Source organism: Corticimicrobacter sp. (assembly GCF_040137905.1).
Lineage (GTDB): Bacteria > Pseudomonadota > Gammaproteobacteria > Burkholderiales > Burkholderiaceae_B > Corticimicrobacter.
The window spans coordinates 61948-76582 of sequence record NZ_JBEFDG010000058.1; the positions used below are offsets into that span (position 1 = coordinate 61948).

Consider the following 14635-nt stretch of genomic DNA (forward strand, 5'->3'; position numbering starts at 1 on the left):
CGTCAGTTACTGGCCCGGTCGGCATCACCGGCGTGTCGCCGAGGCAGCAACAGCAGCCAGCCGATCACCGGCCACAGCAAGGCAGTCAGCACCGCGCCCACCAGCCAGCTCCAGCCGATCCACGCACCGTGGATGAGACTGTAGAGTACGGCCGTGATGAAGTGCGCCACAATGAAGGCAGGAAACATGTGGACTGCCTGACCGAACAGATCGAAATGCTGCAATCGCCGGTGCAGCAGCCATGCCGCATAGGCCACCAGCGTATAGTCAAGCGCCTGCCCCCCCAGCGGGGCGGCATCGTGCACATCCATGACCAGCCCCATCAGGAAAGCGGTGATCAGGCCGACCCGGCTGGGCGCGTGCACGCACCAGAAGGCCAGCGTCACCAGCAGCAAATCGGGACGCATGTCGCCGCCGCGCCAGAACACCAGCGACAAAAGCCAGACCAGCGCCAGCGAGCCCCAGACCAGGCGACCACTGAGCGGGCGGCTCATCTGCTCCGGCTCGATGCGGGCGCGAGGCTTGAGGGGGCGCGTAGCGTATATCCGTCGATCCTGGCTCATGGTGCCACCTCATCCTGGGGAGGTGCAGTCGACGCCTCTGCCTGCCCCTGTTCCTGCCCTTCCTGCGACAGTGATTGCTGCGGATCCGTCTTCAGGACCAGAAAGTGACGATAGCGTTCAGGATGCGCCAGCGGCGCAGCAGTGGCGCGAGCGAAACCACTGGCCGAATCACGCTCGATGTCCTCGATCTTGCCCACCGGCAGGCCCGCCGGAAACCAGCCGCCCACGCCACTGGTCACCAGCACGTCACCTGTCTCGATATCGGCATTGGACGCCACGTAGCGGACTTCAAGCTGACCCGGCTGGTTACCGCCAAAGGTAATCAGCCGCAGGCCATTGCGCAATGTCTGTACCGGGATGGACACCAGTTCGTCAGTCAGCAGGGCCGCCTCGGCAGTAAAGGGGGTGACACGAATGATCTGTCCGATGACACCGCCTTCGTCGATCACCGGCATGCCAGGGGCAATGCCATCATGCGACCCCTTGTTGAACACCAGCCTCTGCTGGAAAGGATGGGCGGGCTCGTACAGCACCTCGACCACGGCAGCAGACTCATCCAGCGTATCGACGACCCCCAGCAGACGCCGCAACTGACCATTCTCGATGGCAAGCTGGGCTGCCAGGGTGCTGACCTGCGCCAGTTCGATGCGCTGCCGTTGCAACGCCTCGTTCTCATGGCGGATCATGGCGGCTGCATTCATCCAGCCGTTGACTTCGGCTGTGAGGTCACCGGGGAAGGCAACCAGCCGTTGAAAGGGATAAAGCCCTGTGGAAATGACCTGCCGTACCGGCTCGAGCGACTTGCTGCGACTATCGAAGAACAACAGCGCCAGCGCGGCCAGCACCAGCACCAGCAGACGAATGCCGGCCGAGTACCCATGCCGGAAAAGCCTGGGAGCGGTTTGGGCCGACATCTGCCTGGGTACGGACCGTCAGGCCCGATCAGTCGTTGATGAAAATCGCACCCAGCTTTTCCAGGTGCTCAAGTGCATCACCGCAACCCCGCACCACGCAAGTGAGCGGATCCTCGGCCACGACAACCGGCAGGCCGGTTTCTTCCTGCAGCAGGCGATCCAGGTCACGCAGCAACGCGCCACCGCCGGTCAGGGCAATGCCCTTGTCGGTGATGTCGGCACCCAGTTCGGGCGGCGTCTGTTCGAGCGCGATCTTGACGGCCGAGACGATCTGGTTGAGCGGATCGGTCAGCGACTCGAGGATTTCGTTGGACGACACGGTAAAGCTGCGTGGCACACCTTCGGCCAGATTGCGGCCCTTGACCTCGATCTCGCGCACTTCGGAACCGGGAAAGGCGGAGCCGATCTCTTTCTTGATCAGCTCGGCAGTGGGCTCGCCGATCAGCATGCCGTAGTTGCGACGGATGTAGTTGACGATGGCCTCGTCGAACTTGTCGCCGCCCACGCGCACGGAACCCTTGTAGACCATGCCACCCAGCGAGATCACGGCGACCTCGGTGGTGCCGCCGCCGATATCGACGACCATGGAACCGCTGGCATCTGCCACCGCCAGGCCGGCACCGATGGCGGCAGCCATGGGTTCCTCGATCAGGTAGACCTGGCTTGCGCCGGCACCCAGTGCGGACTCACGGATCGCACGGCGCTCGACCTGGGTCGAACCGCAGGGCACGCAGACGATGATGCGCGGGCTCGGGGCCAGCATGTTGCGGGGGTGCACCAGCCGGATAAACTGCTTGAGCATCTGCTCCGTCACGGTGAAGTCGGCGATCACGCCGTCCTTCATGGGCCGGATAGCCTCCATGTTGCCGGGTACGCGCCCAAGCATCTGCTTGGCTTCGTGGCCAACGGCCTGGATCACTTTCTTGCCATACGGGCCACCATCGTGGCGGATGGCCACGACCGAGGGCTCGTCCAGAACGATGCCCTTGCCGCGAACGTAGATAAGCGTGTTGGCGGTCCCGAGGTCGATCGCCATATCGCTGGAAAAGTAACTGCGGAGAAATCCGAACATGAGGATTCAGCCAGAACGGGGGTGAAGTAAACGATGAATCATAACTTATAATCGGTACCATATATGCATACAAAACCCTCGGGTTTGCCATAAATGCATTACTTTTGGCAAAGAGACATTCCGCACCAGACCCCGGAATCTCGGCCTACACAGGCAGGCGGCGGATTGCCGCCTCTCCATGCACCTGATACTTGCTTACAAAATCACATGGCGCTCAACGAACAAGACGTCACCCGCATCGCCCGGCTTGCCAACATCGCCATCACTGGTGAACAGCGCACCGCCGTGCAGGGTGAACTCAACGATATCCTGGCCCTGATCGAACAGCTCCAGGCCGTCGACACGCACAATGTCGAACCCCTGTCCACACCACTGGCGGCCCATGCCGACATCGCCCTGCGGCTGCGCGACGATGCCGTCGCACCCGGCAACTGCAGCCGCGAGGCGCTGCTGGCCAACGCCCCGGCCGTCCAGGACGGCCTGATTCTGGTTCCCAAGGTCATCGAATAACCATGTCGCATCCCATCCATACCGAATTCGCCGGCATTGCCGCGCTGCGCGAGGCGCTGCGTGCACGACGCCTGAGCGCCGAGGAAGTTGCCCGCAGCGCACTCGAGGCTGCCCAGGCACACCACGCCACCCTCAATGCCTTCGTGCAGATCGATCCAGAACTGACCCTGCAGCAGGCCCGCGCCGCCGACGCTGCACTGGCCGATGGCTCGGCCGGGCCGCTGGCCGGCATCCCGATCGCTCACAAGGACCTGTTCGTCACGCAGGGCTGGCGCACGACGGCAGCCAGCAATATGCTCAAGGACTACGTCAGCCCGTTCGACGCCACCGTGGTGGCCCGTCTGCGTGGTGCCGGTGCCGTCTCGCTGGGCAAGCTCAACTGCGATGAGTTCGCCATGGGTTCGGCCAACGAAAACACCATCTTCGGTGCCGTCCGCAATCCCTGGGACACCACCGCAGTGGCAGGCGGCTCGTCGGGCGGCTCGGCCGCCGCCGTCGCCGCGCGCAACGTGCTGGCCACGACCGGCACGGATACCGGCGGCTCGATCCGCCAGCCGGCTTCGTTCTGCGGCGTCAGCGGCATCAAGCCGACCTATGGCACCGTCTCGCGCTTCGGCATGATCGCCTACGGCTCCAGCCTCGACCAGGGCGGCCCCCTGGCCCGGCACGCCCGCGACCTCGTCGAAATGCTCGACGTCATGTCCGGCTTCGACCCTGCGGATGCCACCAGCGTGCAATCCTGCAACGGCACGCGCAACGAGTCCGGTCGCGTGCGCAGCGCCTTCGAGGCGGCACTGGACGCCCAGCAGGTGCAGGGCGAACGCCCCCTGACCGGGCTGCGCATCGGCGTGCCGCGCGAATTCTTCGGTACCGGCCTGGCCGATGATGTCCGCGCCGCCGTGCAGGCCGCCCTGGCTCAGTTCGAATCACTGGGCGCAACGCTGGTCGATATCTCGCTGCCGCGTACCGAACTGTCGATCCCGGCCTACTACGTGATTGCACCCGCCGAGGCCTCCAGCAACCTGTCGCGCTACGACGGCGTGCGCTACGGCCACCGTGCCGCCGAGTTCGGCGACCTCAACGACATGATCGCCCGCTCGCGCGCCGAGGGCTTCGGTGCCGAAGTGCAACGCCGCATCCTGATCGGTGCCTATGTGCTGTCGCATGGCTACTACGACGCCTACTATCTTCAGGCACAGCGCCTGCGCCGCCTGATTGCCCAGGACTTCCAGCAGGCCTTTGCCGGCCAGTGCGACGTAATCATGGGGCCGGTCGCCCCGACCGTGGCCCGCAACCTGGGCGACAACCGGAATGATCCGACCGCCGACTGGCTGGCCGACATCTACACGCTGGGTGTCAACCTGGCCGGCCTGCCCGGCATGTCGATCCCCTGCGGCTTCGGCCAGGGCGACCATGCCCGCCGCCCGGTCGGCCTGCACCTGATCGGCAACTACTTCGACGAAGGTCGCCTGCTGGCCATCGCCGACTGCTACCAACACGCCACCGACTGGCACACCCATACGCCGGAGCTCGCATGAACTGGGAAATCGTCATCGGCCTGGAAACCCACGCCCAGCTTTCCACCGTATCCAAGATCTTTTCCGGCAGCAGCACCCGCTTCGGTGCCGAGCCCAACACCCAGGCCAACGAAGTCGATCTGGCCCTGCCCGGCGTCCTGCCGGTGCTCAACCGGGGGGCCGTCGAACGCGCCATCCGCTTCGGGCTGGCCGTGGGCGGCAAGGTGGCCCCCGTCTCGGTGTTCGCCCGCAAGAACTACTTCTATCCCGACCTGCCCAAGGGCTACCAGATCAGCCAGTTCGACCTGCCCACCGTGCTGGGCGGTACCATCAGTTTCCTGCTTGACGGTGAGCTGCGGAGCATCAACCTGACCCGCGCCCATCTCGAAGAGGACGCCGGCAAGTCGCTGCACGACGACCATCTCGACATGAACGGCATCCCCGCCAGCGGCATCGACCTGAACCGCGCCGGCACGCCGCTGCTGGAAATCGTGTCGGAACCCGAGATGCGCTCGGCTGCCGAGGCCGTAGCCTATGCCCGCGCCCTGCACAGCCTGGTGGTCTGGCTCGGCATCTGCGACGGCAACATGCAGGAAGGCTCGTTCCGCTGCGATGCCAACGTCTCGGTGCGCCCGGTCGGCCAGAAGGAATTCGGCACCCGTGCCGAAATCAAGAACGTCAACTCGTTCCGCTTCCTGGAGCGTGCCATCCTGTTCGAGGCACGTCGCCAGATCGAACTGATCGAGGACGGCGGCACCGTGGTGCAGGAAACCCGCCTGTACGATGCCGACCGCGACGAAACCCGCAGCATGCGCAGCAAGGAAGACGCGCACGACTACCGCTACTTCCCCGATCCCGACCTGCCGCCGCTGATCATCTCGCCGCAGTGGATCGAGGAAGTCCGTGCCACCATGCCCGAACTGCCCGATGCGCAACGCAACCGCTTCGAGCAGGAATATGGCCTGTCGGCCTATGATGCCGGTGTACTGACGCAGGACAAGGCCTCGGCCGCGTTCTTCGAGGCTGCGGCCCGCAGCAGCGGCCAGCCCAAGCTGGTCAGCAACTGGGTAACGGGCGAAGTGGCCCGTCGCATCAACAACGATGGCCTCGACTTTGCCAGTCTGCCGATCGGCAGCGCGCAACTGGCGCAACTGGTCACGCGCATCGCCGATGGCACCATCTCCAACAATGCCGCCAAGCAGGTTTTCGATGCCATCTGGACCGGCCAGGGCTCCGACGTGGATGCCCTGATCGAATCGCTGGGCCTGAAGCAGATCAGCGACAGCGGTGCGCTCGAGAAGATCATCGACGACGTGCTGGCTGCCAACGCCAAATCGGTCGAGGAGTTCCGGGCCGGCAAGGAAAAGGCTTTCAACTCGCTGGTCGGCCAGATCATGAAGGCCAGCCGCGGCAAGGCCAACCCGGCCCAGGTCAACAGCCTGCTCAAGGACAAGCTGAGCGCCTAGGCACGATTGCCCGGCATACCTCATGCGCCCTTGCAGGCCAAGCCTGCGAGGGCGTTATTTTTTACTGCAGGGCTGCACCCAGGGCAAAAGTGCTCCCTGGGTGGCCGCAAGCGACCGGCGCAGCGTGGGAGCATGTTTTGCCGCCGGGCCGCTCCCAAGGCAAAACGCACCCCCTTGGGGGGCAGCAAGCCGCAGGCGCAGCGTGGGGGCATCTTGCACACTCAGCCGGTGCCACCAGTCCTGACAGCACGCGCAGCACCACAACCGCGCAGTGCGGCGAGAAAGACCACGCCCGCCCCCAACGCCAGGCAGGCCAGCATACCCTCATAGCGCACCGTATCGACCAATACACCCGCCACGGGCGGCATGGCGACCCGTCCCAATCCAAACAGGCTGGACTGGATGCCGTAATCCACCGCCTGGCGTGCATGACGGGCAAAATCCATCATCAGCCCGAACACCAGCGCCGATGTCACGCCCATGGCCGCCCCCAGCAGCAAGGCCAGCCCCAGCAGCACGGGGCGGGCAGCCTGCAACCAGACCGCCAGGGCCATCAGCGCCAAGACCATCACATTGCAGAATGCCGAGACAGGCAAAATGGCGTCCGTACGACCAGCCCGTACCCAGCGTGCCACCAGCAGGCTGGCGCAGGCCCCCAGGCTGCCACCCATCACGCCCGCAATCCAGGCCACATGCGCGGCACTGAAACCACGATCCAGCAGCATCGGCTTGAGAAACACCCAGGCTGCCGCCAGCAGTGGAAAATAGGCCAGCAGCAACCAGGCCCAGCGCCATGCCCCCGGCTGCCCGAAGAAATCCCGCAGCGCCCGGCCCGGCCACAGTGGGGCCGCACCCATGTCAGTCACGCTGTCGACAGGCAGCGCTGCCGCCGGCGCAGACACCTCCGACACCATCAGGTCAGTATGCCGGCCCCCCTGCGCCTCCAGACTGCCCAGCCGGTACAGCAGCCACAGGACTGCCAGCACCAGCACGGCCATCAGGATGAAGGGTGCAGCCCAGCCATATGCCTGCTGTACCAGCAGCATGACACCGCCCCCCAGGATACCGCCCGCGAACAACGCCGCAGAACGGATACCGCCTGCACGCATCCGCTCCTGCTCCGGCATCATGCGAAAGGCGGCCGCATTGACCGGAATATCGACCCAGGTCGACATCAACGCGGCAGCGGTCGCCAGCAGGAACAGCAACGGCCGGGGCGTATCGATATCCACCCACGACAATGCCAGCAGCGTCAGCACGTAGCCACCTCCCAGCCACCAGGCCCAGGCACCATATCGCTCCCCTGTGCCGCCCCAGCGCTGTACCGGCATGGCCAGCAGGAATTTCAGCAGGGACGGCAGCCCCACCAGCTGGAACAGCCCGATCTCCGTGCCCGACCAGCCATGCTGGCGCATGATCAGCGGCAGCCCCAGCAGCAGATACACGCTGGGGGTGAACAGGACCAGATTGGCCAGCCCGAAGGCCGCATGATGCCAGCGCAATCCCCGCATCACGGAGCCTCCCGGCGACCACTTACCAGGCAGGCAGGTGCCAGCGGATAACTCTCCAGCATGGTTTCGTGCAGGCGTCCGAAACCTGCCTGCCGCATCATGATGGCCAGTTCACCCTGCCGCCACAGGGTCCTGCCACGCATGCGCAACGGCAGGTAATACGGCAGAATCCGGGCTGCCAGCTCGCGATCATCAGGCAATTCGGCATGGGCCGCCAGCAGATACCCGCCCGGTGCCAGCGCTTCATACAGCCGGGCCAGCATCTTCGGCACATCGGAGCAAAAGTGCAGGACCGACGAGCACCAGATCACATCGTAGCCCCCGCCCAGCGCCGTCTGCTCCATATCGCCGCCCTGCGCCAGCACCCGGTCAGAGAGTCCGGCACGCGCGATCGCCTGGCCGGCCACTGCCGCCGTTTCCGGCTGGTCAAAGACAACGCCCTGCCAAAGCGGCTGGTCCTGCGCCAGTGAGATCGCCACCCGACCCGGCCCGCCGCCCATATCCAGGAAACGGCGCGGCCCATCCAGTTCCTTCAGTTGCCTTACCGCCTGCACAGCCAGGCCAGCCGTCGCCGCCCCCTGCTCCTGCCATATCTGGGATTGCGCGGCCTGCGCCCAGGAGGATTGCCCTGCCGCCTCCGGTGCCATGTTTCCCTGCCGCAGCAGTTGCGGCAACTGCGCCCCGAAACGCCGCATCGAATGCAGACGAAAGCGCAACGAGTCACCGCAATACTCAGGACTCTCAGGGTTCAACCAACGGATCATGCTACTGGCCAGTTCGAAGCCATAACGGCATGGCACCCGCGAATGGCAACGCCGCCGCAGGAGAATGCCCATGCTCCAGAGCACATCCAGCAGTGCCTGCAACGCCGCTTCGTCAAGCTGTGTGCATTCTGCCAGCGTCGCTGCGGTCTGCGGCCGCAGCAACTGGCTGAACAGTCCCAGCTCCAGTGCCGTATCGAGCGCATCCGCCCGCACCGACATCAGCGACAGTGACCAGAGTGGATCAAGGGGGTGTGTCTGGGTCATGTCCGGCATCGCAACCGTCTCATTTTCATTCGTCATGTCACATCCTCCAGGTCAGTCGCAGCCCTACCTCGCGCGGCGGGCTGTAGATGGTCACGAGACCGTTGAGAAAGCCGATCGCATCGTAGGTCCGGTCAGCCACGTTGTTGACGTACAGCGTCGCATCGACCGTATCGAACTGATAACCGGCACTGAGATTGACGATGCCGAACCCGGCGCGGCGATAGTCATTCGCCGCATCCAGGTATACCTTGCCGGCTCCCTGCACCCTGGCCTGGGCATACCAGCCCCCGGCAGACTGGTAGCGCAGCCCGGCATAGCCGCTGAGCTGCGGCGAGAACGGATTGCGGTTGCCACCGTAATCGGCTGCACCATCCTGGAAGCGACGGAAGCGGCTCTGGTTGAATGCCAGCCCTGCCTGCAACTGCCAACCCCGATCCAGCCACAGCGACACATCGAACTCCGCCCCCAGCGACCGGCCGGATGCGGCATTGGTCATGAATACCTGGCCAGGCAGGCCCATCTGCTGTACCTGCATCTGGCGTATGGTCATGTAGTAGAGCGAGGCGCCATACTGCAGCCGTTCGTCAAACGCATGGCCCTTGGCACCCATTTCGAACGCCAGTACCTTTTCGGGATCGTAGTCGCGGTAAGCGGCCGGAGCGAACGCATTGAACCCCCCGGCGCGATAACCTTCGGAGACACTGGCATAGAAAGCGGTCTGGGGCCGCCAGGCATAGTGAACGGCCAGCTTGGGCGAAAAACGGGTCCATCCACGCGACTGCCCACTTTCACCCGGCAGGTCGAAATCCACGCTGCTGTGCTCGATCCGCCCGCCCGCCGTCACCGACCAGGCACCGCCGAGCGGTACGGTCCAGTGCGTGAACAGGGCCAACGTACGGCTTTTCTGGCGCGCCTCGGTACGCACCAGGGCCATCGGCGTCTTCTGGGCAAAACGCAGATCCTGGGTATCCCGGTCCAGGTAGAGGCCTGCCAGCCAGCTTGTCTTGCCTGCCGTGCCCTCAAGGCGCAATTCCTGCGACACGCCCTTGAAGTCATGGTCCCGGCCGATATGCATCATGTCGGCCGGCATGAAATCGGTATCCTGCTGCAAATCGTCCTTGTAGGTATTGCGCGCACTGATGGCACGCAGCCTGAGTCCCGACTCGAACTCATGGGCGACATCCAGCGACAGCGTGCGGGCACGGGAACGGTTCCAGCCATCCGTGCCGGAGCGGACTTCGGCGCGTGGTGCCGACGGCGATCCCCACAGCGAAGCATCGTCATCGTAATCGGCCCGCGTATGGCGCAGCACCACGTCCGTGCGCACGCCGGGCGTCCAGCGCAGAACCAGCCTGCCGCTGCGGCGCAACTGCCCACCCAGCTCTTCATCACGATAAGTATTGTCGATGAAACCATCCTGCCGGGTCACGCCACCGGCCACGCCGATATACAGGCTGTCTTCACTCACCGGGGTACTGACGTCGAACTGCAGGCCACGCCGGCCGTGGTTGCCCAGATTGCCGGACACCATGGCATATGGCTCATTGCCAGGCTTGCGAGTCTGGATACTGATCACGCCGGCCTCGGCATTGCGCCCGTACAGGGTGGACTGCGGCCCTTTAAGCACCTCGACCTGCTCCACGCCCAGCAGGGGATCGTCGAAACCCTGCGCGCGCAGGGTCGGCACGCCGTCCACCACCAGCGCCACCGACGACGAAAAGGAGGTCACGTTGGCACTCAGCCCGCGCATCACCGGTGGCATCAGACCGGATTGTCCCATCGGCTGGAAACCGAGCCCGGTCATCATGCCGGGCAAGGCATCCAGCCCCTGCGCACCCTCGGCCTGCAGGTCGTCACCGGAGATCACGGCAATGGCAGCAGGCACGTCCTGCAGCAGTTGATCGCGTTTCTGCGCACTCACCACGATAGGAGCCAGCGCAGCCGGCCCGGGCCTGTCCACCGATGCCGGCTGCGCCCACGTCGCCCGCCACGGCAACAAGGTACTGCAGCCACCCGCCGCCACCAGGATCGCAACGCCCACGCGCCGGCCCGGCCCAGCAAAAATATCCATAGATACCGTCCAAACAGAAAGAAGAAAGATCGCCCTCCTGCCGGAAAACGATCACTGCGGGACAGACGCCCGCCGTCTCTCTATAATAGACAGCATCAATAATGAATATCATTCATATTCGTATGGCAACCGCATCCTTTCATATGCGAACCGCACAGGACGACGCCACCGGGCAGGAAGCAGGTCCGTGCCTCACGCGCACCTTGCCTGCCATCCAGGATTTCCGGCTGCTCTATACCGAGTATCGGCCGGATCGCGACCTGGCCGAGGCCAGCCGCCAGCAACCGATCCGCCCGCTCATGGTGCTGACATTCGGCCTGGAGGGAGAATCGGCTTTCCGCAACCGCAGCGGTACCGAGCTTGTCTTCAAGCCTGGTCATGCCACCCTGACGGCATTTCGCGCCAGCGATGGCGCACGACTCTACCAGGGCAAGCGTGCGGTCAGGCAACTGCGCATGATCGTGCCTCAGGATGCCCTGGCACAGTACTGCGAGCCAGGCACCGATATGCCGCTGCCCGACACGGACATCCTGCAACTGTCGGCCAGGCCGTTGTCATCCAGTGATCACAACGCGCTCGAAGCACTGCTGTGCCAGGCCAGCCGGCCCCGGCCGGACCGACTGCAATTGCATATCCTGATGCTGCAGTTGCTGGCCGGGCAATTGCCGGTCGGACCTGCCGCCCTCGACTCGCAACGCCCCCTGGGGCAGCGCGAATTGGACCGTATCGACCTGGCCTACCGGTTGCTGGCAGAAGAGCTGGGCCAGCCCCTGTCGATCACGGCCCTGGCCGCCCGGGTCGGTCTCAACGTGAACAAGTTGCGCCAGGGATTTGCGGCACGCTTTCAGGCCAGCCCCGGACAGGTGCTGCTGATGCTGCGCATGCGCAAGGCGCAGGCGCTCCTGCAGGCCGGCTGCCAGGTCGCCGAAGCCGCCTATGCCGTCGGGTACGGCCATCCCAGCAACTTCAGCGCCGCGTTCAGCCGATTCCACGGCTATCCGCCCAAATCGGTATTCAAGGCACCCCGCAGCAAGGCCGGCCTGATCCAGGTCAGCAGCCACTCAGAAACAAATTGAGCACCTGATGGCGCGATGTGCCCAATCGGCTGTCATAGACGGAATACGGCCAAGGTACGGGCCAGCCCGCCCGTATTCTGGCTCAACTGCTCGGCAGACTGCACGGTCGATCCCACCATGGCAGCATTGTGCTGCGTTACCTGATCCAGTTCCCCTACCGCCTGGTTGACCTGCTCGATGCCTGTAGTTTGCTCGTGCGCCACTGCGTGGATTTCTTCCATCGATCGATTCACCTGGGCTACGGAGGCCACAACCTGCCTGATGGCCTGGGCAACGGCCTCCATCTGCTGCACGCCATGGCCTATCTGGTCACTCGTCTGATTGATCAGATGCCGTATCTGGCGCGCCGCATCGGCACTGCGCTGCGCCAGCGCGCGAACTTCGTTGGCGACGATCGCAAATCCCTTGCCCTGCTCTCCTGCGCGAGCAGCCTCGACGGCAGCATTGAGCGCCAGGATATTGGTCTGGGCTGCGATGCCTCCAATGACCTCGACAAACCGACCCATATGGGAAGATGACAGCGCGATATCCTGCATCACCTTGTCCACTTGTGTCACGGCTTCGCCCCCCTCATTCGCCAGCGCAGCACTGCGGCCACTTTCATGCAACACCGCCTGCACGCTCTCGAGCGACTGCTTGACCGTACGCGCCAGATGTTCCATTGAACCTGCTGTTTCTTCCAGGCTGCCTGCCTGCGCTTCGGTCCGGGCGGAAAGGTCTCCGGCGTCATGCGCCAGGATGGCAGAAATCTGGCCAAAACCGGCAATTTCTGCACGGGCATCCCCGATGACTGCCCGTAGATTGAGCTGTACCTGCCGCAAGCGCTCACTCAATTGTCCAACAGGATGCAAGCCATGCACATAGGATACCGGGCGCGTCAGATTGCAGATCATCAGGTCTCGCGCCAGCATATCCGCCTCTGCCAGGGGGCGTGTCAATACTCGGTCAAATCGCGACACCAGCAGCATGGCCACCATGAGCACCAATGCTGCATGTCCTGCCCACAGCCATGTCTGACCGCCACCGAGCCAGACCAGGATGCCGGGAAGCAGGGCCAGAGCCGTCAGGCCGGACACCAGGAAGGCCAGGCGCTGCGTCAGCGTCAGACGATGACGCTTGGCAAGCAGATTGCGCCAGCCCTTGTAGCGTACGTTGCCGCGGTGCAGATAAAAGGTGGAACGCCCGGACTCTCGCTCCACACGTATTTTCTCGTATAGCGCCTCCGCCGCCCGCACCTCATCTTCCGAGGGTTTGGTCCGCACGGACATGTACCCCTTGGGTTTGCCTTTTTCCATGATGGGTGCCACATTGGCACGCACCCAATAGTAGTCGCCGTTCTTGCGCCGGTTCTTGACGATACCCGTCCAGCCACGCCCACGTCCGACGGTTGCCCACATATCGTAAAAGGCTTCGGGCGGCATATCGGGATGCCTGATGATGTTGTGCGGCTGTCCGATCAGTTCATCGACGCTGTACCCTGCGATACGACTGAAGGCTGCATTGCAGTGTGTGATGACCCCCTTGGTGTCCGTCGTGGACATCAGCAGGTCATCTCCGGGGTAGGTGTACTCCGTGTTGGTAGTAGGCAGATTCACACGCATGATTCGGATGCAGCAGGGAGGGAGAGAAAGCTGCAATTGTGATATGCATTCCCACTTCCATACATTGACCGCAATCAAAATACTTCATTGATTTAATTAATATTTTGATACGTACAAATTACTTTCAGATCTGCCGGGAACCCTTGCCACGAAAGAAATCGAATCAAAGATCAATACCGTAGCGTGCGCGATACGCCAGGACGGCATCGCGATGCTCTGTAAAACGCGTGTCATCATCCAGCAGACTCAGGATATCCTCCAGCGAAGCGATGCTGACCACCGGAATACCGTACTGGCGCTCGACTTCCTGCACGGCGGAATAGGCCGCCAGCGCATCGTCCTTGCCCGCCCGTTCACGCCGGTCCATGGCAATCAGCACGGCCGCCGGCTCGGCACCGGCCGCACGGATGATATCGACCGATTCCCGCACCGAAGTACCGGCAGTGATCACATCGTCGATGATGACCACGCGGCCCGTCAGCGGCGCGCCCACCAGCGTACCGCCTTCGCCATGATCCTTGGCTTCCTTGCGATTGAAGGCGAATGGCACGTCACGCCCTTGCAGGCCGACATGCCCGGCCAGCGCCACGGCCGTGGTCGCCGCCAGCGAAATGCCCTTGTAGGCAGGGCCGAACAGCATGTCGAACGAAAGACCGGACTTGACCAGCGCATCTGCGTAGAACTGCGCCAGGCGACCGATGGAAGCGCCGCTGTTGAACAGTCCGGCATTGAAGAAATAGGGACTGACGCGACCGGACTTGGTCACGAAACTGCCAAACCGCAACACACCCTGATCCAGGGCAAAACGGACGAAATCACGACGAAAATCTGACATGGCGATATCCACGAAGCAAATGCGAAACCGCCATTATCGCCCAGCCGCCGCCACGTTCGGACGTGTTTCAGGGCTGGCGTACGGTAATGGCAATCACCACATACTTGCCGTCACGGCGTTCGGCCGTGAATGTCACCCGATCGCCCGGCTTGATCTGGCCGGCCAGTTCCGCGGGATCGGCCTGGTAGACCAGCGTCATGGCAGGCAGCTCCAGGACGGCAATCGCCTCGTGCTTGATGGTGATCTTGCCTTGCTGGGCGTCCGTGCGACGTACCTCGCCGCTGGCTGTCGCCTGCTGTGCCCAGGCCGTGCTAGCCGGCACCCATGCAGCAACGCCCAGCAGTGACGCGGCAACAAGGCACGTCCATCCGCTCATCAGACGGGTCTTCATGATGCATTCCCCTTATTCGATGGAATCTCCTGCCGATTGTACCTGCTGCCTTGGCTGCCCCGTGGCAGCCATGTCTTTGC

The 14635-nt window shown here is 63.6% G+C and carries 13 protein-coding genes; 4 read left to right on the forward strand and 9 right to left on the reverse strand.

Features of this window, described 5'->3' with window-relative positions:
* Positions 1–2: 2 nt before the first annotated feature.
* From mreD to ABN482_RS10040, 3 genes are read right to left on the reverse strand one after another with little or no spacing between them, the layout of a single operon-like run.
* On the reverse strand, positions 3–563 hold the full coding sequence (mreD, locus tag ABN482_RS10030; protein WP_349503857.1) for a rod shape-determining protein MreD: 561 nt from the start codon (positions 561–563) through the stop codon (positions 3–5).
* On the reverse strand, positions 560–1477 hold the full coding sequence (mreC, locus tag ABN482_RS10035; protein ID WP_349503858.1) for a rod shape-determining protein MreC: 918 nt from the start codon (positions 1475–1477) through the stop codon (positions 560–562). Before mreC ends, mreD begins: the two co-directional genes overlap by 4 nt.
* A gap of 28 nt (positions 1478–1505) precedes the next feature.
* Positions 1506–2549, reverse strand: coding sequence for a rod shape-determining protein (locus tag ABN482_RS10040; protein WP_349503859.1), 1044 nt, complete (start codon positions 2547–2549; stop codon positions 1506–1508).
* A 207-nt stretch (positions 2550–2756) separates the two neighbouring features.
* Here ABN482_RS10040 and gatC point away from each other — a divergent pair, with 207 nt between their 5' ends.
* The 3 genes from gatC to gatB are packed head-to-tail and all read left to right on the forward strand — an operon-like array spanning position 2757 to position 6042.
* Positions 2757–3059 (forward strand): Asp-tRNA(Asn)/Glu-tRNA(Gln) amidotransferase subunit GatC, encoded by a 303-nt coding sequence (gene gatC / locus ABN482_RS10045; protein WP_349503860.1) that lies wholly within the window; start codon positions 2757–2759, stop codon positions 3057–3059.
* Between the two features lie 2 nt (positions 3060–3061).
* Positions 3062–4597, forward strand: coding sequence for an Asp-tRNA(Asn)/Glu-tRNA(Gln) amidotransferase subunit GatA (gene gatA, locus ABN482_RS10050; protein ID WP_502877274.1), 1536 nt, complete (start codon positions 3062–3064; stop codon positions 4595–4597).
* Positions 4594–6042, forward strand: coding sequence for an Asp-tRNA(Asn)/Glu-tRNA(Gln) amidotransferase subunit GatB (gene gatB, locus ABN482_RS10055; protein ID WP_349503861.1), 1449 nt, complete (start codon positions 4594–4596; stop codon positions 6040–6042). Before gatA ends, gatB begins: the two co-directional genes overlap by 4 nt.
* A gap of 221 nt (positions 6043–6263) precedes the next feature.
* Here the strand turns inward: gatB and ABN482_RS10060 are convergent, their stop codons facing one another.
* The 3 genes from ABN482_RS10060 to ABN482_RS10070 are packed head-to-tail and all read right to left on the reverse strand — an operon-like array spanning position 6264 to position 10652.
* On the reverse strand, positions 6264–7553 hold the full coding sequence (locus ABN482_RS10060; RefSeq protein ID WP_349503886.1) for an MFS transporter: 1290 nt from the start codon (positions 7551–7553) through the stop codon (positions 6264–6266).
* Entirely contained in the window at positions 7553–8617 is a 1065-nt protein-coding gene (locus ABN482_RS10065) for a methyltransferase domain-containing protein (RefSeq protein ID WP_349503862.1), read from the reverse strand. The genes ABN482_RS10060 and ABN482_RS10065 overlap by 1 nt, the downstream gene beginning before the upstream one ends.
* Before the next feature lies 1 nt (position 8618).
* Positions 8619–10652 (reverse strand): TonB-dependent receptor, encoded by a 2034-nt coding sequence (locus tag ABN482_RS10070; protein ID WP_349503863.1) that lies wholly within the window; start codon positions 10650–10652, stop codon positions 8619–8621.
* Positions 10653–10795: 143 nt separating this feature from the next.
* Between ABN482_RS10070 and ABN482_RS10075 the strand changes: the two genes are divergently transcribed.
* Complete coding sequence (locus ABN482_RS10075; RefSeq protein ID WP_349503864.1) at positions 10796–11728, forward strand: helix-turn-helix domain-containing protein; 933 nt, start codon at positions 10796–10798, stop codon at positions 11726–11728.
* A 32-nt stretch (positions 11729–11760) separates the two neighbouring features.
* Here ABN482_RS10075 and ABN482_RS10080 read toward each other — a convergent pair whose 3' ends face one another.
* From ABN482_RS10080 to ABN482_RS10090, 3 genes are all read right to left on the reverse strand, one after another.
* Positions 11761–13329, reverse strand: coding sequence for a methyl-accepting chemotaxis protein (locus ABN482_RS10080; RefSeq protein WP_349503865.1), 1569 nt, complete (start codon positions 13327–13329; stop codon positions 11761–11763).
* Positions 13330–13492: 163 nt separating this feature from the next.
* Positions 13493–14164 carry an orotate phosphoribosyltransferase gene (gene pyrE, locus ABN482_RS10085; protein ID WP_349503866.1) on the reverse strand — a complete coding sequence of 224 codons (672 nt, stop codon included), beginning with the start codon at positions 14162–14164 and terminating at the stop codon, positions 13493–13495.
* 67 nt (positions 14165–14231) lie between these two features.
* Entirely contained in the window at positions 14232–14555 is a 324-nt protein-coding gene (locus tag ABN482_RS10090; protein WP_349503867.1) for a copper-binding protein, read from the reverse strand.
* Positions 14556–14635 lie beyond the last annotated feature (80 nt).

Coding starts and splice junctions, on each gene's coding strand:
- mreD (WP_349503857.1), bottom strand. CDS start 563: ATGAGCCAGGATCGACGGATATACGCTACGCGCCCCCTCAAGCCTCGC.
- ABN482_RS10070 (WP_349503863.1), bottom strand. CDS start 10,652: ATGGATATTTTTGCTGGGCCGGGCCGGCGCGTGGGCGTTGCGATCCTG.
- ABN482_RS10065 (WP_349503862.1), bottom strand. CDS start 8,617: ATGACGAATGAAAATGAGACGGTTGCGATGCCGGACATGACCCAGACA.
- pyrE (WP_349503866.1), bottom strand. CDS start 14,164: ATGTCAGATTTTCGTCGTGATTTCGTCCGTTTTGCCCTGGATCAGGGT.
- ABN482_RS10060 (WP_349503886.1), bottom strand. CDS start 7,553: ATGCGGGGATTGCGCTGGCATCATGCGGCCTTCGGGCTGGCCAATCTG.
- mreC (WP_349503858.1), bottom strand. CDS start 1,477: ATGTCGGCCCAAACCGCTCCCAGGCTTTTCCGGCATGGGTACTCGGCC.
- ABN482_RS10075 (WP_349503864.1), top strand. CDS start 10,796: ATGCGAACCGCACAGGACGACGCCACCGGGCAGGAAGCAGGTCCGTGC.
- ABN482_RS10090 (WP_349503867.1), bottom strand. CDS start 14,555: ATGAAGACCCGTCTGATGAGCGGATGGACGTGCCTTGTTGCCGCGTCA.
- gatA (WP_502877274.1), top strand. CDS start 3,062: ATGTCGCATCCCATCCATACCGAATTCGCCGGCATTGCCGCGCTGCGC.
- ABN482_RS10040 (WP_349503859.1), bottom strand. CDS start 2,549: ATGTTCGGATTTCTCCGCAGTTACTTTTCCAGCGATATGGCGATCGAC.
- ABN482_RS10080 (WP_349503865.1), bottom strand. CDS start 13,329: ATGCGTGTGAATCTGCCTACTACCAACACGGAGTACACCTACCCCGGA.
- gatB (WP_349503861.1), top strand. CDS start 4,594: ATGAACTGGGAAATCGTCATCGGCCTGGAAACCCACGCCCAGCTTTCC.
- gatC (WP_349503860.1), top strand. CDS start 2,757: ATGGCGCTCAACGAACAAGACGTCACCCGCATCGCCCGGCTTGCCAAC.